20 protein-coding genes and 1 tRNA gene are annotated in these 18,729 nt (G+C 62.1%); 11 read left to right on the top strand and 10 right to left on the bottom strand.

All coding sequences use genetic code 11. The annotated features are described in order from the left end of the window. Positions 1 to 114 precede the first annotated feature (114 nt). Positions 115 to 1,008: an SDR family oxidoreductase gene (locus AC04SH_RS03795; RefSeq protein WP_488573987.1), complete on the top strand. Its 894-nt coding sequence runs from the start codon at positions 115 to 117 to the stop codon at positions 1,006 to 1,008. Between the two features lie 179 nt (positions 1,009 to 1,187). Here the strand turns inward: AC04SH_RS03795 and AC04SH_RS03790 are convergent, their stop codons facing one another. Both AC04SH_RS03790 and AC04SH_RS03785 read right to left on the bottom strand, forming a co-directional pair. After that, positions 1,188 to 1,385, bottom strand: coding sequence for a hypothetical protein (locus AC04SH_RS03790; protein ID WP_488573986.1), 198 nt, complete (start codon positions 1,383 to 1,385; stop codon positions 1,188 to 1,190). A gap of 85 nt (positions 1,386 to 1,470) precedes the next feature. Next, on the bottom strand, positions 1,471 to 1,758 hold the full coding sequence (locus AC04SH_RS03785) for an Atu4866 domain-containing protein (protein WP_488573985.1): 288 nt from the start codon (positions 1,756 to 1,758) through the stop codon (positions 1,471 to 1,473). Positions 1,759 to 1,870: 112 nt separating this feature from the next. Here AC04SH_RS03785 and AC04SH_RS03780 point away from each other — a divergent pair, with 112 nt between their 5' ends. After that, positions 1,871 to 2,764, top strand: a complete 894-nt coding sequence (locus AC04SH_RS03780) for a LysR family transcriptional regulator (RefSeq protein ID WP_488573984.1) — start codon at positions 1,871 to 1,873, stop codon at positions 2,762 to 2,764. Between the two features lie 44 nt (positions 2,765 to 2,808). Here AC04SH_RS03780 and AC04SH_RS03775 read toward each other — a convergent pair whose 3' ends face one another. After that, a complete protein-coding gene (locus tag AC04SH_RS03775; protein ID WP_488573983.1) occupies positions 2,809 to 3,855 on the bottom strand; it encodes a class I SAM-dependent methyltransferase in 1,047 nt (348 codons plus the stop codon). 269 nt (positions 3,856 to 4,124) lie between these two features. Here AC04SH_RS03775 and AC04SH_RS03770 point away from each other — a divergent pair, with 269 nt between their 5' ends. Further along, entirely contained in the window at positions 4,125 to 6,104 is a 1,980-nt protein-coding gene (locus tag AC04SH_RS03770; RefSeq protein WP_488573982.1) for a putative bifunctional diguanylate cyclase/phosphodiesterase, read from the top strand. A 190-nt stretch (positions 6,105 to 6,294) separates the two neighbouring features. On the opposite strand, the gene AC04SH_RS03765 is transcribed toward AC04SH_RS03770, so the two are convergent. From AC04SH_RS03765 to AC04SH_RS03740, 6 genes are all read right to left on the bottom strand, one after another. Then, positions 6,295 to 6,498 (bottom strand): hypothetical protein, encoded by a 204-nt coding sequence (locus AC04SH_RS03765; RefSeq protein WP_112559831.1) that lies wholly within the window; start codon positions 6,496 to 6,498, stop codon positions 6,295 to 6,297. A 1,100-nt stretch (positions 6,499 to 7,598) separates the two neighbouring features. Then, the gene (locus tag AC04SH_RS03760; protein ID WP_112559738.1) at positions 7,599 to 7,889 is read right to left on the bottom strand and encodes a hypothetical protein; all 291 of its coding nucleotides are present in this window, start codon (positions 7,887 to 7,889) and stop codon (positions 7,599 to 7,601) included. A 98-nt stretch (positions 7,890 to 7,987) separates the two neighbouring features. Beyond that, positions 7,988 to 8,236: a hypothetical protein gene (locus AC04SH_RS03755; protein ID WP_488573981.1), complete on the bottom strand. Its 249-nt coding sequence runs from the start codon at positions 8,234 to 8,236 to the stop codon at positions 7,988 to 7,990. Between the two features lie 104 nt (positions 8,237 to 8,340). Beyond that, positions 8,341 to 9,051 carry a pentapeptide repeat-containing protein gene (locus AC04SH_RS03750; RefSeq protein ID WP_488573980.1) on the bottom strand — a complete coding sequence of 237 codons (711 nt, stop codon included), beginning with the start codon at positions 9,049 to 9,051 and terminating at the stop codon, positions 8,341 to 8,343. Beyond that, positions 9,048 to 9,401, bottom strand: a complete 354-nt coding sequence (locus AC04SH_RS03745) for a hypothetical protein (protein ID WP_488573979.1) — start codon at positions 9,399 to 9,401, stop codon at positions 9,048 to 9,050. The genes AC04SH_RS03750 and AC04SH_RS03745 overlap by 4 nt, the downstream gene beginning before the upstream one ends. A 229-nt stretch (positions 9,402 to 9,630) precedes the next feature. Then, positions 9,631 to 9,720, bottom strand: a tRNA-Ser gene (locus AC04SH_RS03740). 347 nt (positions 9,721 to 10,067) lie between these two features. Between AC04SH_RS03740 and AC04SH_RS03735 the strand changes: the two genes are divergently transcribed. From AC04SH_RS03735 to AC04SH_RS03725, 3 genes are all read left to right on the top strand, one after another. After that, positions 10,068 to 10,781, top strand: coding sequence for a 50S ribosomal protein L21 (locus tag AC04SH_RS03735; protein WP_488573978.1), 714 nt, complete (start codon positions 10,068 to 10,070; stop codon positions 10,779 to 10,781). 100 nt (positions 10,782 to 10,881) lie between these two features. Further along, a complete protein-coding gene (gene rpmA / locus AC04SH_RS03730; protein ID WP_015315190.1) occupies positions 10,882 to 11,151 on the top strand; it encodes a 50S ribosomal protein L27 in 270 nt (89 codons plus the stop codon). Positions 11,152 to 11,286: 135 nt separating this feature from the next. After that, positions 11,287 to 11,874 carry a GNAT family N-acetyltransferase gene (locus AC04SH_RS03725; protein ID WP_352593034.1) on the top strand — a complete coding sequence of 196 codons (588 nt, stop codon included), beginning with the start codon at positions 11,287 to 11,289 and terminating at the stop codon, positions 11,872 to 11,874. Positions 11,875 to 12,069: 195 nt separating this feature from the next. Here the strand turns inward: AC04SH_RS03725 and AC04SH_RS03720 are convergent, their stop codons facing one another. Further along, positions 12,070 to 12,933: an endonuclease/exonuclease/phosphatase family protein gene (locus tag AC04SH_RS03720; protein WP_488573977.1), complete on the bottom strand. Its 864-nt coding sequence runs from the start codon at positions 12,931 to 12,933 to the stop codon at positions 12,070 to 12,072. 170 nt (positions 12,934 to 13,103) lie between these two features. Between AC04SH_RS03720 and obgE the strand changes: the two genes are divergently transcribed. From obgE to AC04SH_RS03695, 5 genes are all read left to right on the top strand, one after another. After that, positions 13,104 to 14,135: a GTPase ObgE gene (gene obgE, locus AC04SH_RS03715; RefSeq protein WP_477235212.1), complete on the top strand. Its 1,032-nt coding sequence runs from the start codon at positions 13,104 to 13,106 to the stop codon at positions 14,133 to 14,135. A 2-nt stretch (positions 14,136 to 14,137) separates the two neighbouring features. Further along, positions 14,138 to 15,316 (top strand): glutamate 5-kinase, encoded by a 1,179-nt coding sequence (gene proB, locus AC04SH_RS03710; RefSeq protein ID WP_488573976.1) that lies wholly within the window; start codon positions 14,138 to 14,140, stop codon positions 15,314 to 15,316. Between the two features lie 3 nt (positions 15,317 to 15,319). Beyond that, entirely contained in the window at positions 15,320 to 16,606 is a 1,287-nt protein-coding gene (locus AC04SH_RS03705; RefSeq protein WP_488573975.1) for a glutamate-5-semialdehyde dehydrogenase, read from the top strand. A 163-nt stretch (positions 16,607 to 16,769) separates the two neighbouring features. Next, positions 16,770 to 17,360 (top strand): nicotinate-nucleotide adenylyltransferase, encoded by a 591-nt coding sequence (locus AC04SH_RS03700; RefSeq protein ID WP_488573974.1) that lies wholly within the window; start codon positions 16,770 to 16,772, stop codon positions 17,358 to 17,360. Between the two features lie 91 nt (positions 17,361 to 17,451). Then, complete coding sequence (locus AC04SH_RS03695; RefSeq protein WP_488573973.1) at positions 17,452 to 18,729, top strand: MFS transporter; 1,278 nt, start codon at positions 17,452 to 17,454, stop codon at positions 18,727 to 18,729.

Raw genomic sequence — 18,729 nt, 5'->3', positions numbered from 1 at the left:
CGATTGCGAAGATATTTCGGATTCTACAGCATAGATCGTATGATCTCAACCTTCTATCTCCTTCGGCAACAGGGCTGCCCCAAGCGGCTCGGCAAAAACCAAGGAGAAATCATCATGCGTGTGTTCGTTACCGGCGCCACCGGTTTTGTCGGTTCGGCGGTTGTGCGGGAATTGCTTGGGGCGGGTCATCAGGTGCTCGGCCTTGCCCGCTCGGAAGCGGGTGCGACGTCGATCATTGCCGCTGGTGCCGAGGCGCATCGCGGCGATATCGAGGACCTGGACAGCCTGCGCAGCGGTGCCGCCCAGGCGGACGGCGTCATCCATACCGGCTTCAACCACGACTTTTCGAAATTCGCCGCCAGTTGTGCAGCAGACCAGCGCGCCATCGAAACGCTCGGCGCGGTGCTGGAAGGTTCCGAGCGGCCGCTGCTTGTCACCTCCGGACTTGCGGGCTTTGCGCAGGGAAAGCCCGCAACCGAGGACGACAAACCTGCGCCGCCATCGGCCGCCATGCCGCGCGCTTCCGAAGCGACGGCCATGGCGCTAGCCGCACGCGGCGTGCGCGCCTCGACCGTGCGGCTGCCACCGACCGTTCATGGCGACGGCGACCACGGTTTCGTGCCGATGCTGATTGCCATTGCGCGTGAAAAGGGAGTGTCGGCCTATATCGGCGATGGGATGAGTCGTTGGGCGGCGGTGCATCGGCTCGACGCCGCCACTTTGTACAGGCTGGCGCTGGAGAAGGGGACGGGCGGCGTCAGCTATCACGCCGTTGCCGAACAGGGCGTGGCGACCAGGGAGATCGCCGAGATCATCGGCCGCCGCCTCAACCTGCCGGTCGTTTCCAAAAGCCCCGAGGAGGCGGCCGGGCATTTCGGCTTCCTCGGCCATTTCATCGGCAGGGACCTGTCGGCTTCAGCTGAGCAAACCCGCAACACGCTTGGATGGTTGCCGACCGGGCCGGGGCTTATCGCCGATCTCGACCGTGCCTGCTATTTCGAGAGCTGAATGGGGTCACGGCCAATTGCGTTGCATGGCATTGACCGACAGCCAGGCGATCCGCGGCAGGGCCAGCAGAAGGGCCATCCGCAACCCGCTGATCGCGCTCCGTCCATGTCGCCTCGCCGGAGCCGCAGCCAAGCCTGCAGGCCGCGGCAAGGACGAACGGCGTAGAGGCCGCCCAGAGCCTAGACGAGTTGCTCGCCCGTCACCGGAATGCCGGCCCGATGCAGCGCATCGCCAATGGCTGCTCCCGGTATCGCGATGAAGAAGGCGATCGTGATGCCGAACAGGAAGCCGATCATCGCGCCGGGAAACGATGCTGCCGACAGCGCGACAAGCACCGCCAGCAGGATCAGCAGGGTGATGAATGCGCGCTGCGACACTGTCGGGAAACTCCGCCCACCGACGATTGAGTACCAGCAAAGGCTTAGAAATCCGATCCAGCCGATCGGCCTTGCGCGCGGCTCGTCACTTGTCCCGGTACAAGATCATGCCGGCGTGGTGCAGCACATCGTCGACGAAGTCTCCGTCGGCGGTGAAGCCGGTGTCGTCCCAATAGTCGATGTGGTTGCCGGTCACGACATAGCGCCCGAGATAGGCGCGCTCGCGCTTTCCCCTTGCCTCGACATAGCGGCCGCTCGGCAGGAGTTCGTGGCGGATGTGGCGGTCGGCCGTGACCCACATGCCGACGTAAGGATGGGTCTGGCCGACGCCGCTGGAGGCACCGGTGCTGAGAACGACTTTGTCGAGAGACATGGCAACTTTCCTTTGATGTTTAGGCTGCGAGGTGGTTGCCAAGGAGATAGCGCAGAGGCATTGTTGCGATAAGGCGCCCAGTTCGATACGCCGTGGAAAGCTGAGCAAACCAATGTCGCCCGATATCAATGCGCTGGTGGTCTTTGCGCTTGTGGCCGAGGAGCGGAATTTCCGTGCTGCAGCCGACCGGATGGGCGTCAGCCGCTCGGCCGTCAGCCAGACCATCAAACGGCTGGAGGAGAGCCTCGGCATTGCCCTAATGCAACGCACCACGCGCAGCGTCAGCCTGACCGAGGCGGGCGAAAGGCTTTTTGCCGAGGTCGGACCAGCCATTGCCGACATGCGCGCCGCCCTCGATGTGACACAGGCCTTGCGCGACCGTCCGCGCGGACAATTGCGACTGGCCGTATCATCGATTGCCGAACGCTTCCTGTCAGGGCCGTTTCTTGGCGGGTTTGTCGAAGCCAATCCCGAGATCCAGCTCGATATCACGGTGACCGACGAAGAGTTCGACATCGTCGTCGAAGGCTACGATGCTGGGGTTCGGCTGGGCGAGGTCATCGCGCAGGACATGATCGCGGTACCGGTTGCCGGCGACGAGCGGCAAATTGCCGTCTGCTCGCCTGGCTATCGCGATCGCTTTGGCGTGCCTTCGCATCCCGCCGACCTTGCCCGCTATCGCTGCATCGGCTGGCGTCCGGCGCCCAAGGCCGCGCCCTATCGCTGGGAGTTCGCAGAGAACGGCAAGGAGGTCCGGGTCGACGTCGCGCCGGAGATCACAACGAATGACATGGCGTTGATGGTCAAGCTGGCGGTGGCCGGGGCTGGCATCAGCTTCGGCATGGAAGAGAGTTTTCGCCCCGCAATGGAACGGGGCGAACTGTTCCCGGTGCTCGAGGATTATTGCCCGCGCTTTGCTGGCTTCTACCTCTATTACCCAAGCCGCAGGAATGTCGCGCCGAAACTGCGCGCGCTGATCGATCATCTGAAGCGCTGGCAACGATGATGCCGAAAATGGGCGACTCGCGCGATTTCCTGCACTGTGGCCAGTTAGAGGTCGCCCTTCCTGACTTTGCCGTAAACGATATTTCGGTTCGAGCCATAATATACTTGCGCTTCGAAAGAGCTCCCGCCGAGGGCGGCATTGATGATGTCCCGCATATCGTCAGCCGACCGTAAGATGAGTGGCCAATCCATGAAGGTCTCCATGTAACCATCCGTCGTGATCTCGTCGCTGAAATTGGCAAACAGGAATTCGCCACCAGGCTTGACGAGTTCCATGGCTCTTTGCAGCAGGCGGACGCCGATGGCACGCGGCAGGTAATCGTAAAGCCCCGATGCGTAGACGAGATCGAACGTGCCAAGAGCGTAGGCGCGGCGAAGAATGCCGCGTACAGAGCCCTGGAGTGCCTCTACTGCCGTGCCGGCAAAGTCGTGATTCACAGTGGCTACGCTGACGGGGTCCTGGTCCAGGCCGATCCAACGTTGCAGTTTGCCCTTGGCCAATGCGTCGGAGCGTTCGGCTTCCCGCAGGTGGCCGCAGGCAATCGCCAGCACCTCCGCCTTTTCCGTCCTCCTGGCCGTCTCGTCCACCGTCCTGGTCAGAATATCCCGCCGCTCGCGCCCCGCCACCGAACTGGCAGCTTCACTGGTGTATGCGTAAATTTGCCGACCAAGTAAGGTCGACGAAGCCACGGTCTCGTCGGCAGTGGGATGCTTGTAGTAAATGTCCAGCAGGCCTGCATCGCCTGAATACCCGCGCGGCTTTTCGACGGACCAACGTGTGAACGGGTCCTGGATCAAATATTCCGCGACACGATGCTGCTGAGCCATAGGGACGAGTTTCTGCCAGACCGCGGGAGCAACCTGCCGGCGGAGCTTATGGAGTCTGCCCGCCAAACGATGGACGGTGAGGGCGGCCGGTTTGTGCCGCGTGAAGGCTTGATGAGCAAGATCCAGTATCAAGGCGAGCTGGGCCGTGCTGTTCCTCAACTCGTCCGCGTCAGCCGTCTCTTCCGAGGTCGCGGCATGTTTTTTCATCAGTCTGGTGGTGACGAGGCTGTATTCGTCGAGCTGCAATTTTGGGTCGATAGGCATGCCGTTTACCCTCAGGTTTAGCCCCCCGGCCCAACGGCAAACAGCATAGGTGCGTCGCCGCATGATGCGAACTATTTTAATAAAATTTTAATAAAACTTTAGCCAATTGGGCGGTCATCCACCCTCCTTAACTGGCTAAATCCGGACCGCCTGTTTACCGTCGGTTAGCGACATCCGACGTTTCCTGCGGACAGTGGCGCCTTCATTCTCCGATGGCAGGCAACCTCGGCTATTGCATTCGCTACTGCAGATCGCAGAGGAGCGTTGCAATGCAACTGAGCGAGGACGTTGCCCAGAAGGTGGCGGTGGCGATTGCACGCCCGCGGTGGCATTCGGCCGATCCGGAACTCCTGGCGCTGTTCCTGCAGAAAGATGCGGATGAAAATCGCAGGCTCGTGCGATGGGGTATTGCGGCTGCTGTAGTCAGCTATGTGGCCTACGGCCTCTTCGATTGGTTTCTTTTTCCGGATATCGCCGATCGGCTTGTTTTGACCCGCGTTGTGCTAGGGCTCACTTCCCTGGCGCTTGTCGAATTTGTCGCCCGACGGGGCTTCGCCCTTGCCACCTTGCACCTTGTAGCGGCGTTGGCGATTGTATCCGGGGCCCTTGGATGGCTCGTCTCCGCTCTTGGAACAGAGCATCAGGATGCCCTCTCCCATTTCATGGTTTTTGGCACCGTGTTTATCCTGGGTGCGAATTTGTTCTTCAACTTCCGGTTTTGGCTTTCGGCCATTGCCTCCGCGACGGTCGCCGCAAGCTTTGTGTGCGCCGCGCTGTTCTTCCTCCAGGCCGAGATCGTGGGCCGAGTCGTGCTGTCGGCCTATTTCGTGAATTGTCTGGTGTTGTCGCTGTATCTTTCCTGGCGACTTAGCCTGGAGCGGTACCAGACTTTCCTGCACGCACTTCGGGCGCAGTTCCAGGAGCAGGCTGCGATAAGGAAGGGGCAGAAGCTAACCGAGATCGCGGACACGGATCCGCTCACGGGGATGAAAAACCGGAGAGCGATCATTCGAGAGTTCTCGGAGCTGCGCGAAGACTGGGTCGCGGACGACGACGAGATAGGCCTCATTCTGATCGACGTCGACTACTTCAAAAGGTTCAATGACGGACTTGGTCATCAAGCCGGCGACGATTGTCTGATCAAACTCGCCCAGGTCCTTTCCGAAATAGCGGCTTCGAACAACGCCGTCGCGGCACGCTATGGCGGAGAAGAATTCGTCATTCTCTGCAAGGTCACCGGACGGGCTCACCTTCACGAAATAACGCAGCAATTTTGTCGCGCTGTGGAGGACTTGGACATCTACCACCCTGATCGGGGTGACAAGCTCAACATTGTCACGATCAGTGCCGGAGCCTCGTTGACGCGCGCCGATCAGAGCATAGAACTTCGAATCCTGCTGCAGGAAGCTGACCGCGCGCTCTACGCGTCCAAGTTTGCGGGTCGGGCTACGTTCACAATTTACGACCCGCACGCCACCGGCCGGGATCGCTCCGGCGAAAATCTCTCGGAACTGCTGAAGCTGGCAGTTTCCAACCAGCTCGTTTCTGTCGCCTACCAGCCAATTTGCGACCTGGCGTCTGGACGAGTGCTGGGCCACGAGACGCTGATGCGGGTATGTGACTTCGACGGTACCATGATCAGTCCGTCCGTATTCATACCCGTTGCCGAGCAAACCGGCGCGATAGTGGAACTGGGTACGTGGCTGGTCGATCGAGCCTGCGGTGACATGGCCGAATACGGATTGGGCTCGGTCGTGACCGTGAACGTATCTGTCTTTCAGCTCAAGGTTCCTAACTTTTCACTCCGGATCACCGAAATCCTTGGTCGGCACGGCCTCGCGCCACAGAAACTGGCCATCGAAATCACCGAAGGCAGTGACATCTTTCTGGAGGCGCAAGCGGTAAGAAACGTGGAGCGGCTGCGAAAATTGGGCGTTCAGATCTGGCTGGACGACTTCGGAACGGGATTTGCTGGCCTTACATGGCTCCGCCGTTTCAAATTCGACGTGGTCAAGATCGACCGCAGCTTCCTCCACGATTGCCAGACGTCTCATGGCCTTAGCCTGTTGAGGGACATGGTCGGACTGCTTCGCAATCTCGGCCATGTCGTGCTCGCCGAGGGCGTTGAAACGGAAGAGCAGTACATATTGCTGCAGCGCCTGGGGGTAGATTTGATGCAGGGCTTCCTCACCGGGCATCCGGTCCCGATCGAAGAGGTAAACCAAATCAGGCAAGGCCTCGTCGCCTAGCAGGCGCCGATCGGGCGCTGGCTGCTACGCAACAAGGCGTCACTGCCGCCCGGTCATTTCGGGCCATGGCTCGACAAGTAGGAACGGCTTTCCCGCGGTATGGCGTTGCAGTGCATGGCGCCCACAGGCGGGCACCGGGATGCGCGGAGGGCTTCGCGGGCGTAGGAGCCCCGCCGGCCGCCTGGCGGGCCTATTGCGCCCTCTGTCTCTTGGCTTGTGCGGCAATAGCGCAGAGGAAAGCCAGTGCGGCAGCGTCGCATGCCGTCCGCGACGGTCCTTTGGCGAAGAGCACGGCGTCCGCAATTGGGATCGTAAGGCCGTACTTTTGGGCGAAAGAGGTGATTTCGTACGGCTGATCGTCAGACGGATGGCGGATGTCGAATTCGAAATCCATGTGTCTAGTTCCTCCCAGTTCGTGACCCTTCCACTCCTTGGCCTGATGCAAAAATTAAACTACCGACGCATCGCGCGAGTCCAGCAATTGGAAATTGAGTAAAACGATACACTTTCCGGTCGCGCCAACATTGGCAGACAGCGGTCGGCATAAATGCGCGCTGGCGAGGCTACCGGCGGCCCAGCGGTCAAGGGCGGGGGGCTTGGGGTTTGACCACCGGGCCTAACCGGCAATGGGTGCCGGCTGGCAAGAGATCATATTACGTTCGTGAAGCCTAAACAAACGCGCCGGGATGATCGTGCTATAATCTCGCATGGCCGTCCGAATAGTGGCTGTCCTGGCGCTTCTTTTCGCCTTCGCCTACGGATTCGCAAAACTGGTGGAACGTTATGGCGGAGTTGGCGATCGGCCTCCTGCGTGTGAGCAATTGTCTGATTGCCCCGACCCGAACGCGCCGCCTCCTGAACCTGGGCTTAAGCCTTACTGAAGCCTGACGTCTGCCGCCCTGAGTGACAGACCGTGCTTCTCGGCAAAATCCGCCGTGTCGTACGGGTAGTTGAGGCAGGATCGGTAGAACTTTGGGGCTTGCTCATTGGGACTTCTTTCTTGGAGGGAGACCTAAGCCGGTCCGCTGAACCTCGGCGAAAGAGCGAGCGTAGAATTCACTCTCAAAACTGCTGATACTTGCTTTGCCGTTTCGCACAACGAGGACAAACCACTCGCCGTGGCAATCGGTGATCTCAACGGAATCAGGACCTGGGTCCGGGGCAACTTCAACCATGGCTTTCTATCCCTGGCGGGGCGAAAGCACCTGAGTTGGCTCCCAAGCGTCCACATGCCGGTGGAAGCGGACGACGAGCGACCCTACACCCCTAACAGCATGATCGCAGCATCATTTGTTATGCGGGAGTCCAAGGCACGGGGACCGTCGTCATCTGTTCGGCCGATGTGCCGGGCAAAGGAAGGCGTTAAATTGCACATGTGATCCTCCCCGGGTCACACCGCCGAACAGCCCTTCAGCTAGTCCCTAAGTGGGCTGTTCTAAGAGCCCCACCGGCTGATTCCGGTGGGGCATCTTGCTATCCAGGCCAGGCGGCGCGTCAATATTTGATTTTTCTCGATCCCATAGGGCCAAGCCCATCCGACACACGTCTCGCGACGTCCCTGACCAAATGATGGATCGCACTCGGCTCATGCGTCGCGTATGCCGTGAAGAATTCCATCGACTGTGCGACCTGATAAATCTCGCGGAAGTTCTGGGACATCAGCTCGTCATTATCGTCGAACGGATTCAACATGACATGTTCCATTCGCTCTACGGCGTCCGGGAACCTCGCGACGTAGGCTTTTAGGAATTCCTCGATCTGTTCGTCGCGGAAATGCTTGCCCATAGTCTCCTCACGAAAAGGCGCCAGCGAAACAGCATATGGGCGCCCATGCCGGCCATCAGGAGGCAAGCGGCTACTCCGAGCGGGACGAGGTTCAATCGTCAACCAAGGACGTTAGCGCGAAAGTGATCCACGATCTGAGCCGTCCTCACTGCGATCGCCCGAGTCGTCTGATCGTCGCTCAACGCCATGGCCTCAGACGGCTGAGCCGCGAGATCAAACACCTGCTCCAAAAACTCGCGCGACGTGCCAGACTTTTTCAGCATGATGAGAAGCGCCTGCAGGATCTGTTGCGCTCCGGTTGCCTGCGCCCAAGCATTTGCGAGTATCTCGTGCTCACGTTCAGTCATCGCCGCCGCCTCCCAAATTGATGCGCTAAAGCATGATGGGCAAGCTTCGCCCCCGCAAGGGCGCGCTTGGCGATTTCAGCCCCGGCAGCGACAGGGCGCCGAGCCTATGGCTCGCTACAGGGCCAATCTTCAGGCTTCGTCAAGCCAGAAGGCAACTTGGTCCGGGCGTCTCCGCAAGCCATGTTGAGCTGCCACTGGGATAGACCCGCCGAATTGGAAAGATCGAGGCCCTCGATACGGGTCAGAAAGAAAAAAGCGCGGTCAAAGTCTATCGGCGCGGTGAACGTCGCTCCTCGGAAGTCCGCCCGCGCGAGATTGGCAAACGAAAAACGGCTGCCGCTGATATCGGCGTCATGGAACTGCGCTCGCCCCAATTCCGCCTTTGTGAAATCAACATTGGTCAGATTGGCGTCCTCGAAATTCGAGCGCTGCACTTCCGCGCCCGTAAACACAGCGCCCTGCGCGTCCATATGGCTGAAGTCGGTCCTGTAGGCCTCGATTTTGTCGAACCGGGCGCCTTTGGCGGTCGAGTCGGCCAGGGAAGCACGCACAAGCGTTGCCTTCTCAAAATTTGCCGCAAGGAGATTGCTGTTCCTGAGGTCGGTCGAAGTGAAATCAACGCCGATCAGGTTCGCCCCGCTCAGGTCCTCTCCTTTTAGGATGAGAAGCTTTTTGTCACAGTCCTGCCAATTGACGCCAGGCGTCGCGGCTGCGTCGCAATTTTGAGCGGCAGCGGCGTTCTGCCAAGCAAATACAATGCAAACCGCTAGAACCAAGCCGGATGTGCCGTAAGCTCTGGTTCGTCTCAAAGTCATTGTTGCTGGACCTCTGCCACTCGCCGACGATCAACCTTACCACATCTGCTGACACTCGAAAGCGACGGCATTTTGCCCGCTATCCCGCTAGTCCCCACCGCCAAATGAAAAGCCCGCAACCGTTGCGGCAGCGGGCTAAAATGGTGGGCGTCGGACCTATTGAATGCAAGAGCCGGCGGGTAGCGCTCAGGGTAGTGCGACGGCGAGACGAGCATGAAATCATCTTCGGTGCGGAGAGCGATCATGCCGAAGTTGTTGCGGCAAGCGTGGTGGAACGGCAGAACGATCATGTCGTTGCTCGGCTCGATCGCTGCTGGTAGAGGGTCGAGCACGGCGTTTGGATTTATCATAGCCCGCTCCTCACCAGCACTTCCTGCGACTCCAGATCGTCGGGCCACATGATGACCTCGCCGTAGGGCGCGACGGGAGAATCTCCCGAGGATCAGGCTTTCGGTACGGTCAGAAAAGCGGTGCATAATCCAAGTCGCCTTCGGTGCATTTTCCTTGGGAAACGCATTGGGAAGGAGGCAGGCGGCGTCGACAACTATCCCACAAAATCAATCTGTTAGGAGAGAAATCTGGCGGAGAGGGAGGGATTCGAACCCCCGATGGGCTTGCACCCATGCCGCATTTCGAGTGCGGTGCATTCGACCACTCTGCCACCTCTCCGCGGTCATGGTCGGCCGTTGCCGGCGCGGCGCACTAGATAACGGCTGGGCGGGCAGGTTACAAGGCCAAATCCGCGGGGAAATTCAGCTTCCTGTGCGGGCCTTGCCTGATCAGGCATTGGCGGCGTCGACAGGCGGCGTCAGCCCGCGTTCTGGAGCAAGGACCGGAGCAGCAGGGAATCGGGCCGTTTGCCTTGACTTCAGCCAAACCTTCGGTTAGGGGAAGCGCGCAATCGGCGTGGAGGGTTCTTCCGCGCCGCTTGTTTTTTGAACCCGCAGACTGACAAAAAGACGGCCGAACCGCCAGAGGCGGTTCATCAAGGCCGACCGAACAGCGAAAGGCAAAAAATGTTCGCAGTCATTAAAACGGGCGGTAAGCAGTATCGCGTTGCCGCCAACGATCTCCTGAAGATCGAAAAGCTCGAAGCCAATGTCGGCGATATCGTCGAAATCGGCAGCGTTCTCGCGCATGGCGAGGGCGAAAATGTCACCTTCGGCGCACCGTTCGTCGATGGCGCTCTGGTCACGGCGGAAGTCGTCGAGCAGGGCAAGAACCGCACCGTCATCGCTTTCAAGAAGCGCCGCCGGCAGAATTCGCGCCGCAAGATCGGCCACCGCCAGCTTCTAACCACGGTCAGGATCGCCGAGATCCTGCTGGGTGGCGCCAAGCCTTCCAAGAAGGCTGCCGCCAAGGTCGAAGCCAAGGCGCCGGAAGCCAAGGCAGACGTAGCGCCCGAGGCGAAGGCCGAGGCCGCGCCGAAGGAAGCCAAGGCCAAGAAGGAAGCCAAGGCAGAGGCTGCCCCGAAGGCAGAGGCCAAGACCGAGACCACCGTCGCTGCGCCGCTGTTCAAGGCGCCGAAGGGCGAGCCGGACGACCTGACCGTGATCAAGGGCATCGGCCCGGTCGCCGCCAAGGATCTGGCCGAACAGGGCATCATCACCTTCGCGCAGCTGGCCAAGCTGACCGACAAGGATGTCGCCAAGATCGACGAGCACATGCCCTTCAGCGCCGACCAGATCAAGGACTGGCGCGAGCAGGCCAAGGAGCTGGCGAAGAAGTAATTTTTCCGGCGATAAGGTCGCCGGATCGGACTTGAAACGGAACGCGAACGCGTTCATAAGACCATTCAAGCGCCTCTTGAGGCGCATCGGAGTTAGTTAGATGGCACACAAGAAAGCTGGCGGCTCGTCGCGCAACGGTCGCGACTCGCATTCCAAGCGCCTGGGCGTGAAGAAGTTCGGCGGCGAAGCCGTCATCCCGGGCAACATCATCATCCGTCAACGCGGCACCACCTGGCATCCCGGCGTCAATGTCGGCATGGGCACGGACCACACCCTTTTTGCGCTCGAGACCGGCGCAGTCACCTTCAACAAAAAAGCCAACGGCCGAACCTACGTATCGGTCAACCCGATTACCAAAGCCGCGGAGTAGCCGGTTCCGCACTACAAAACCGGCGCCCATCTCGGGAACCGGTGTCTGGCCAACCAATGAATGGATCGGGCCAGGAAAAGGATCAGGGGAGATGGGTTTTCCATCTCCCCTTTTTTCTTGCCTGGAGGACTGAAAATGGTTGCCGAAGCGGAAGACACCGAAGACGAAAGTTACGCGATAGACTGCCCGGCGCTGGCCACGGAACGGCTGGTGATGCGGGCGCCTTGCGAAGCCGATATCGCGCAACTGGTCGAGCTTGCCGACAACCGTCATGTCGCCGAAATGCTGGCCCGCATGCCGCACCCCTATGGCGAGGCCGAGGCACGCGCCTTCCTGGCCATGACAAGATCGCGGCGGGCCGGAATTGCGTACGCTCTGACGCTAGCGGGCACCGACACTTTCGTTGGCTGCGCCGGCCTCAACATGACCGATCGCGGGCTAGAGCTTGGCTACTGGATTGGCGAGCCCTACTGGAAGCGCGGCTATGCGACGGAGGCCGCGCATGCGCTGGTTGATCTCGCCTTCCAGCGGACGTCAACGCAGGTGCTGCAGGCTTCGACCAGGGTCATCAATCCGGCCTCGCGCCGGGTCATCCACAAGTGCGGCTTCCAGTATGCCGGCCAGGGCATGCTGAACTCGATCGTCGCCGGCCAGGTGCCGGTCGAGCGGTATAGGCTGGATCGCAAGACGTGGATTAGTCTCCGAAATTGGGTCCACTTCTAGGTGTATTGATATTCAGGCGAGGCCGGTCTGCGAATGGCGGCTTCCTGCGCTTCCGGTGCTCACGTACTTAAGTACGCTCCGCTCCGGTTCTCGGAAGCCACCATTCTCGACTCGGCCTGGCCTGAATCTCAACGCACCTAAGCGCGTGGTTCCAAACGACAGGTTTGGAAACGTCGGTTGTGGATCGGGCTCAACTCAGCCCATCTCGACCCAGACCGGGAGATGATCGGAACCGACGGCTCTCTGGTCGACCCACAGGCGCTTCAGCGATCCGGCGAGTGAGGCCGAGGTGAAGATGTAGTCGATGCGTTTGTGGCGGCTTGTGTCTTGCGGCCGGTTGGGATCGACCCAGGTGACGATGTCCGGCGCGTTGAGGCGCTGGGCGACATCGACGGCGAGATCGGCGGTCAGCGGCATGCCGAACTCATGGTCCGGACGGCCGACGAGTTCGACATACTCCGAGGAGCCGGGAAGCATGTTGAAGTCGCCCATGACGATGAAGGCTTCGGGATAGGGCAGGTCCGGCAGGCCGATCTCGGGGATGCCGGAGAGACCGCCGCCTTCGAGAGCATAGTTCAACAGGCGCTGGCGCAGAAAACGGATCTGGCTGGCGCGTTCAACAGGACTGCGATGGTCGAGATGGGTGGAATAGAAGCGGACGAAGCCGAGCGGGGTCTCGACCAGCGCCTCGAGCGCGCCGCGCTGGAAGTTCATAGCCTCCAGGCTGCGGCTACGTGGCAAAAGCAGATTGCGCGACAGTTGGATGGGTGTCTTCGACAGCACCATGTTGCCGAGCTGGAAGGTTGTGGTGATGGCGCGGCCGGCCTCCAGGCGCGAGCCGACATTGACCTCGAAATTGCTGCCATAGGCGGCAAAATACTCGGGCAGCGCCTCGCCGATCTCGGCCACCATGTCACGGTTGCCGTTCCGCGGGTTGTTGCGGGTCACTTCCTGCAGCGCGATGACGTCGGCGCCGCGCACCGCATCGGTGATGCGGCCGAGATCGTAGCGGCCATCGAGACCGATGCCGTACTGGATGTTATAGGTGACAACCTTCATTCCCGCGCCCCCCACGCTCCGTCCCGCGAACACCGCTACCGCGTCCCCGGCAAAAGGGCATCCGGCGCTTTAGTCGCAAATCGGCCTCGCCCTTCGGTCCGCCTTGGTTTAGAGCAAGGCGCAAGGTTAGAGCAAAGCCGCAAGGCCAACGGCAGAAACTGCGTAGTCCAATGAAATTTCTCGATCAAGCCAAGGTCTATATCCGCTCCGGCGACGGCGGCGCCGGTTCGGTGTCGTTCCGGCGCGAAAAATTCATCGAGTTCGGCGGCCCCGACGGCGGCGATGGCGGCCGCGGCGGCGATGTCTGGCTGGAAGCCGTCAACGGGCTGAACACGCTGATCGACTATCGCTACCAGCAGCATTTCAAGGCCAAGACCGGCGTCCACGGCATGGGCCGCAACATGACCGGCGCCAAGGGCGCCGACGTGACGCTGAAAGTGCCGGCCGGAACCCAGGTGTTTGCCGAGGACAATGAGACGCTGATCTGCGACCTGACCGTGGTCGGCCAGCGCTTCCTGCTCGCCAAGGGCGGCAATGGCGGTTTCGGCAACCAGCATTTCAAGACCTCGACCAACCAGGCGCCGCGCCGCGCCAATCCCGGCCTGCCCGGCGAAGAGATGAATATCTGGCTGCGGCTGAAGCTGATTGCCGATGCCGGGCTGGTCGGCTTGCCCAATGCCGGCAAGTCGACATTCCTGGCTGCGGTGACCGCGGCCAAGCCGAAAATCGCCGACTATCCTTTCACCACGCTGCATCCCGGCCTCGGCGTCGCCCGCATCGACGCGCGCGAGTTCGTCATCGCCGACATCCCGGGCCTGATCGAAGGCGCGCATGAGGGCGTCGGCATCGGCGACCGTTTCCTGGGCCATGTCGAGCGCACGCGGGTTTTGCTGCATCTGGTCTCGGCGCAGGAGGAAAACCCGGGCAAGGCCTACAAGACCGTGCGCGCCGAGCTTGAGGCTTACGGAAACGGTTTGACTGACAAGGTCGAGATCGTCGCGCTCAGCCAGGTCGATATCCTCGACGCCGATGCGCGCAAGAAGAAGGCGGCGTCGCTGAAGCGCGCCGCCGGCCGCGCGCCGATGCTTCTGTCGGCCGTCACCGGCGAAGGCGTCGAGGCGGTGCTGCGCGCGCTGATGGCGGTGGTAGGCGAAGCGCGCGACAGGGCCGCAGCTCCCGTCGAGACCCGCTGGAATTCATAACGATGACGGCGCAATCGCTTAAGAAATACCGGCGCATCACGGTCAAGATCGGTTCGGCTCTGCTGGTCGATCGCGCCAGCGGCCTGAAGCGCGATTGGCTGGCCTCGCTGGCCGACGACATTGCGGTGCTCGCCAGTGGTGGCGCCGAAATCCTGGTCGTGTCGTCCGGCGCCATTGCACTCGGCCGCACCATTCTCGGTCTCGGCAAGCGGGCATTGAAGCTTGAAGAGAGCCAGGCGGCGGCCGCCGTCGGGCAGATCGCGCTGGCCGGCGCATGGTCGGATGCACTCGGCAAGGGCGGGCTGAAATCGGGCCAGATCCTGCTGACGCTCGGCGACACCGAAGAGCGCCGCCGCTATCTCAATGCGCGCGCGACCATCTCGACCCTGCTCAAGATGAAGGCGGTGCCGGTCATCAACGAGAACGACACGGTAGCGACCTCCGAAATCCGCTATGGTGACAATGACCGGCTGGCGGCGCGGGTGGCGACGATGATGGGCGCCGATCTTCTGGTGCTGCTCTCCGATATTGACGGGCTCTACACCGCACCGCCGGCGCGCGATCCGCAGGCGAGGTTCATCTCCGTGGTCGACCGTATCACGCCTGACATTGAGGCGATGGCGGGGGCGGCCGCGTCCGAACTGTCGCGTGGCGGCATGCGCACCAAGCTCGACGCCGGCAAGATCGCTACCGCCGCCGGCACCGCCATGATCATAACCTCGGGCACCAGGCTGTCACCGCTGATGGCGATCGAACGCGGCGAGCGCGCGACCTTCTTCAGGCCGAGCGCCAATCCGGTCAAAGGCTACAAGACCTGGATCGCCGGCCAGCTCGAACCCGCGGGGCGGCTCACCGTCGATGCCGGCGCCATCGGCGCGCTGCTGTCCGGCAAATCGCTGCTGCCGGCAGGCGTCAGGCTGGTCAGCGGCAACTTTTCGCGCGGCGATACGGTGGCGATCCTGTCGCCCGAGGGCCGCGAGATCGCGCGCGGGCTGGTTGCCTACGATGCCGCAGATGCCGTAAGGATCGCTGGCCTGAAGACAGCCGAGATCGAAACCGTGCTCGGCTACGAGGCGCGCTCGGCGATGATCCACCGCGACGACCTTGTGGTGAGCGGCGCGGGTGACCAGATACGGGCTGCCGATCCGCTATGGGCCGGAGGCGACGTGAGCGGAGGATGAGCCATGCTGAAGCTGCATGAAAAATCCGGGGATGACACCATCGCGCTGATGGCCGATATCGGTCGCCGCGCCCGCGCCGCCGCCCGACCGTTGGCCATCGCCACCGCCGCCGCCAAGAATGCCGCGCTCGTTGCCATGGCCGAGGCGATCATTTCGCGTGAGCAGGAGATTCTCGACGCCAACGCCATCGATGTCTCGAATGGCCATGAATCGGGCTTGTCCACCTCCTTCATGGACCGGTTGAAGCTCGATCCGGCGCGCATCCGCGCCATGGCTGACGGCATTCGTGAAATCGCCGAACTCAAGGATCCGGTCGGCGATGTGATCGCTGCCTGGGAGCGGCCGAACGGCCTGCAGATCGAGCGCGTGCGCACGCCGCTCGGCGTTGTCGGCGTCATCTATGAGAGCCGGCCGAATGTGACGGCCGATGCCGGCGCTCTCTGCCTCAAGGCCGGCAATCCGGTGATCCTGCGCGGCGGCTCGGACTCGCTCAATTCCTCCGCTGCCATCCATGCCTGCCTGGTCGAGGGGCTGAAGGCCGCCGGACTGCCGGAAGACGCCATCCAACTGGTGCCGACCACCGACCGCGCCGCCGTCGGCGAAATGCTGAAGGGGCTTTCCGGCAATCTCGACGTCATCATTCCGCGTGGCGGCAAAAGCCTGGTCGGGCGCGTGCAGAGCGAGGCGCGGGTGCCGGTCTTTGCCCACCTCGAAGGCATCTGCCATCTCTATATCGACCGCTCGGCCGACCTCGACATGGCGGTGAAGATCGCCGTCAACGCCAAGATGCGCCGCACCGGCGTCTGCGGCGCCGCCGAGACGTTGCTGGTCGACCGTGCCGTGGCGTCCACCCATCTGGTGCCGATCCTCGACGCGCTGCGCGCTGCCGGCTGCGAAATCCATGCCGATCTCGACGTGATGAAGCTGTTCTTCGACGCCAAGCCGGCGACCGATGCCGACTGGGTGACCGAATATCTCGACGCCATCATCGCGGTGAAGCTGGTCGACGGCATTGCCGGCGCCATCGACCATATCGAAACGTTCTCCTCGCATCATACCGAGGCAATCATCGCCGAGGATGCAAAGGCGGTGGAGCGCTTCTTCAACGAGATCGATTCGGCGATCCTCTTGCACAATGCCTCGACCCAGTTCGCCGACGGCGGCGAGTTCGGCATGGGCGCCGAGATCGGCATCGCCACCGGCAAGATGCATGCGCGCGGACCGGTCGGCGTCGAACAGCTGACCTCGTTCAAATACCGCGTGCGCGGGTCGGGACAGGTGAGGCCTTGAGCGCTGGCCTTACCCTCCCCCTTGTGGGGAGGGTGGCGAGCGCAGCGAGCCGGGTGGGGGTACGACGCTGAATTCCGCAACACCCCCACCCCGCTCTGCTTCGCGGATCGACCCTCCCCATAAGGGGGAGGGCAAGGGCGCTATTTCCAATCGCTATCTCCGCATGCCCCACGCCGAGAAGGGCCTTGCCGTCGGCCTGTTCGGCGGCTCGTTCAACCCGCCGCATGCCGGCCACGCGCTGGTGGCCGAGATTGCGCTGCGGCGCCTGGCGCTCGACCAGCTGTGGTGGATGGTGACGCCTGGCAATCCGCTGAAGAGCACCAGGGAATTGGCGCCGCTCGGCGACCGGCTGGTTCAGTCGGAGCAGATCGCCAAGAACCCGAAGATCAAGGTGACGGCTTTCGAGGCGGCGCATCATATCCGCTTCACCGCCGACACGCTGGCGCTGGTCAAGGCGCGCAATCCCGGCGTCGACTTCGTCTGGATCATGGGCGCCGACTCACTTCGAGATTTCCACCGTTGGCAGCGCTGGCGCCGGATCGTCATGACCTTCCCGATCGCCGTCATCGACCGCCCAGGTGCGACGCTGTCCTTCCTGTCCTCGGTTGTAGCCAAGACCTTCGACTATGCCCGCGTCGACGAAGGCGATGCGCCCAGGCTTGCGCGGATGAAGGCGCCGGCCTGGACTTTTATTCACGGCCCGCGCTCGTCGCTGTCGTCGAGCGCTATTCGCAGGTCTGCGAAGGAGGGCTGACCTCCCTTTCTCCCACAGGGGAGAAGGGAAGACCTGCCGATGTCGCTTTTGCGGCGGCCTTTCGTTGCCGCGTAGGCGATGCTCTGCGGATATGGCCACGTTCGCAAAGACCCACATCGACCCGGACCATGGCGCCCCGCCGGCGCCGGTGATCGCCATTGCCAGTGTCGTCGTGTCGATGGCGCTGATTGCGGTCGGTAATGGGTTGATGTTTGCCTATATCCCGGTCCGGCTCGGTGTGGAGCATTTCGATCCGACATGGGCCGGGCTGATCATCACCGGCCTGTCGGCCGGCGGCCTTGCCGGCTGCATCCTGACAGGACCTCTCGTCAGAAGGGTCGGGCACGCCCGCGCGTTCATGGTGCTATCGGCGCTGATTGCGCTCTCCAACGCGGCCATCGGCGCCGGCACCTATCCGCTGCTGTGGATCGCGGCGCGCGCTCTCTACGGCTTTGCCATATGCGGCCTGTTCATCGTTGCTCAGAGCTGGCTCAACGATGCCGTAGCCAACGCCATTCGCGGCCGGGTGATGGCGGTGTTTTACGTCGCCTATGTCGCCGGGCTCGGCGTTGGCTATGCCCTGCTTGCGGCGGTCGACATCGCGTCGGCGCAGGCGCCGCTGATCGGCATTGCCTTCACCGCGGTGTCGATCCTGCCGGTGGGGATGACCCGTCTAGCTCAACCGCCACCACCTCGCGCGGCCTCGGTGGCGCTTGGGCGCGCCTGGCGAATCTCACCGGTCGGCGTGGCCGGCATGTTGGCCGTCGGCGGCCTGTCGATGGCGATTTCTGGCTTCGCGCCGATCCACGCCACGGCCAAGGGCTACAGCCAGGCCGATGTGGCGCTGCTGCTCTCGGCCATGCCGGTCGGCACGCTGATCCTGCAGATCCCGCTCGGCTGGATCTCCGACCGTACCGACCGCCGCTACGTGCTGGCCGGCGCTGCAGCACTCGCCATCGTCGCCGGCCTGCTCGCCATCGGCTTCGACGGCGGCGCGCTGGCGGTGCTGGTGGTGATCTATGTGATCTGGGACGGCGCGTCGGAATCGATCTATTCGCTGGCCAGCGCGCATGCCGCCGATCGCGCCGGCAAGGACGACATGGTGGCGCTGTCGAGTTCGCTGCTGTTTGCCTGGTCGCTGTCTGGTTTCATCGTGCCGGGCATCGTGACGGCGCTGTCGGCTGTCTATGGAACGCAGGCCTTCATCTATGTGGCGATTATCATCGCCACCGTCTTCTGCCTGTTCGTGCTGTGGCGGGTGGCGACGACGCGCGCCGTGCCCGCCACGGAGACCGGCAGTTTCGCGCCGATGTCGGCGCAGGCGCCGCTGCCGGTGGAGCTCGCTTTCGCCCCTGAAGAGCAGCGCTAG

This window comes from Mesorhizobium sp. CNPSo 4688 (assembly GCF_057784295.1).
Note: the sequence above shows the minus strand (reverse complement) of the source record. Positions and strands in the feature narration are given on the sequence as shown.

Bases quoted from the DNA above. Each gene is read 5' to 3' on its own strand.
- AC04SH_RS03725 (WP_352593034.1), top strand. From the start codon at position 11,287: ATGGTTGCCGAAGCGGAAGACACCGAAGACGAAAGTTACGCGATAGAC.
- AC04SH_RS03780 (WP_488573984.1), top strand. From the start codon at position 1,871: ATGTCGCCCGATATCAATGCGCTGGTGGTCTTTGCGCTTGTGGCCGAG.
- obgE (WP_477235212.1), top strand. From the start codon at position 13,104: ATGAAATTTCTCGATCAAGCCAAGGTCTATATCCGCTCCGGCGACGGC.
- AC04SH_RS03775 (WP_488573983.1), bottom strand. From the start codon at position 3,855: ATGCCTATCGACCCAAAATTGCAGCTCGACGAATACAGCCTCGTCACC.
- AC04SH_RS03745 (WP_488573979.1), bottom strand. From the start codon at position 9,401: ATGATAAATCCAAACGCCGTGCTCGACCCTCTACCAGCAGCGATCGAG.
- AC04SH_RS03755 (WP_488573981.1), bottom strand. From the start codon at position 8,236: ATGACTGAACGTGAGCACGAGATACTCGCAAATGCTTGGGCGCAGGCA.
- AC04SH_RS03765 (WP_112559831.1), bottom strand. From the start codon at position 6,498: ATGGATTTCGAATTCGACATCCGCCATCCGTCTGACGATCAGCCGTAC.
- AC04SH_RS03770 (WP_488573982.1), top strand. From the start codon at position 4,125: ATGCAACTGAGCGAGGACGTTGCCCAGAAGGTGGCGGTGGCGATTGCA.
- rpmA (WP_015315190.1), top strand. From the start codon at position 10,882: ATGGCACACAAGAAAGCTGGCGGCTCGTCGCGCAACGGTCGCGACTCG.
- AC04SH_RS03795 (WP_488573987.1), top strand. From the start codon at position 115: ATGCGTGTGTTCGTTACCGGCGCCACCGGTTTTGTCGGTTCGGCGGTT.
- AC04SH_RS03695 (WP_488573973.1), top strand. From the start codon at position 17,452: ATGGCCACGTTCGCAAAGACCCACATCGACCCGGACCATGGCGCCCCG.
- AC04SH_RS03700 (WP_488573974.1), top strand. From the start codon at position 16,770: ATGCCCCACGCCGAGAAGGGCCTTGCCGTCGGCCTGTTCGGCGGCTCG.
- proB (WP_488573976.1), top strand. From the start codon at position 14,138: ATGACGGCGCAATCGCTTAAGAAATACCGGCGCATCACGGTCAAGATC.
- AC04SH_RS03785 (WP_488573985.1), bottom strand. From the start codon at position 1,758: ATGTCTCTCGACAAAGTCGTTCTCAGCACCGGTGCCTCCAGCGGCGTC.
- AC04SH_RS03735 (WP_488573978.1), top strand. From the start codon at position 10,068: ATGTTCGCAGTCATTAAAACGGGCGGTAAGCAGTATCGCGTTGCCGCC.
- AC04SH_RS03760 (WP_112559738.1), bottom strand. From the start codon at position 7,889: ATGGGCAAGCATTTCCGCGACGAACAGATCGAGGAATTCCTAAAAGCC.
- AC04SH_RS03750 (WP_488573980.1), bottom strand. From the start codon at position 9,051: ATGACTTTGAGACGAACCAGAGCTTACGGCACATCCGGCTTGGTTCTA.
- AC04SH_RS03705 (WP_488573975.1), top strand. From the start codon at position 15,320: ATGCTGAAGCTGCATGAAAAATCCGGGGATGACACCATCGCGCTGATG.
- AC04SH_RS03720 (WP_488573977.1), bottom strand. From the start codon at position 12,933: ATGAAGGTTGTCACCTATAACATCCAGTACGGCATCGGTCTCGATGGC.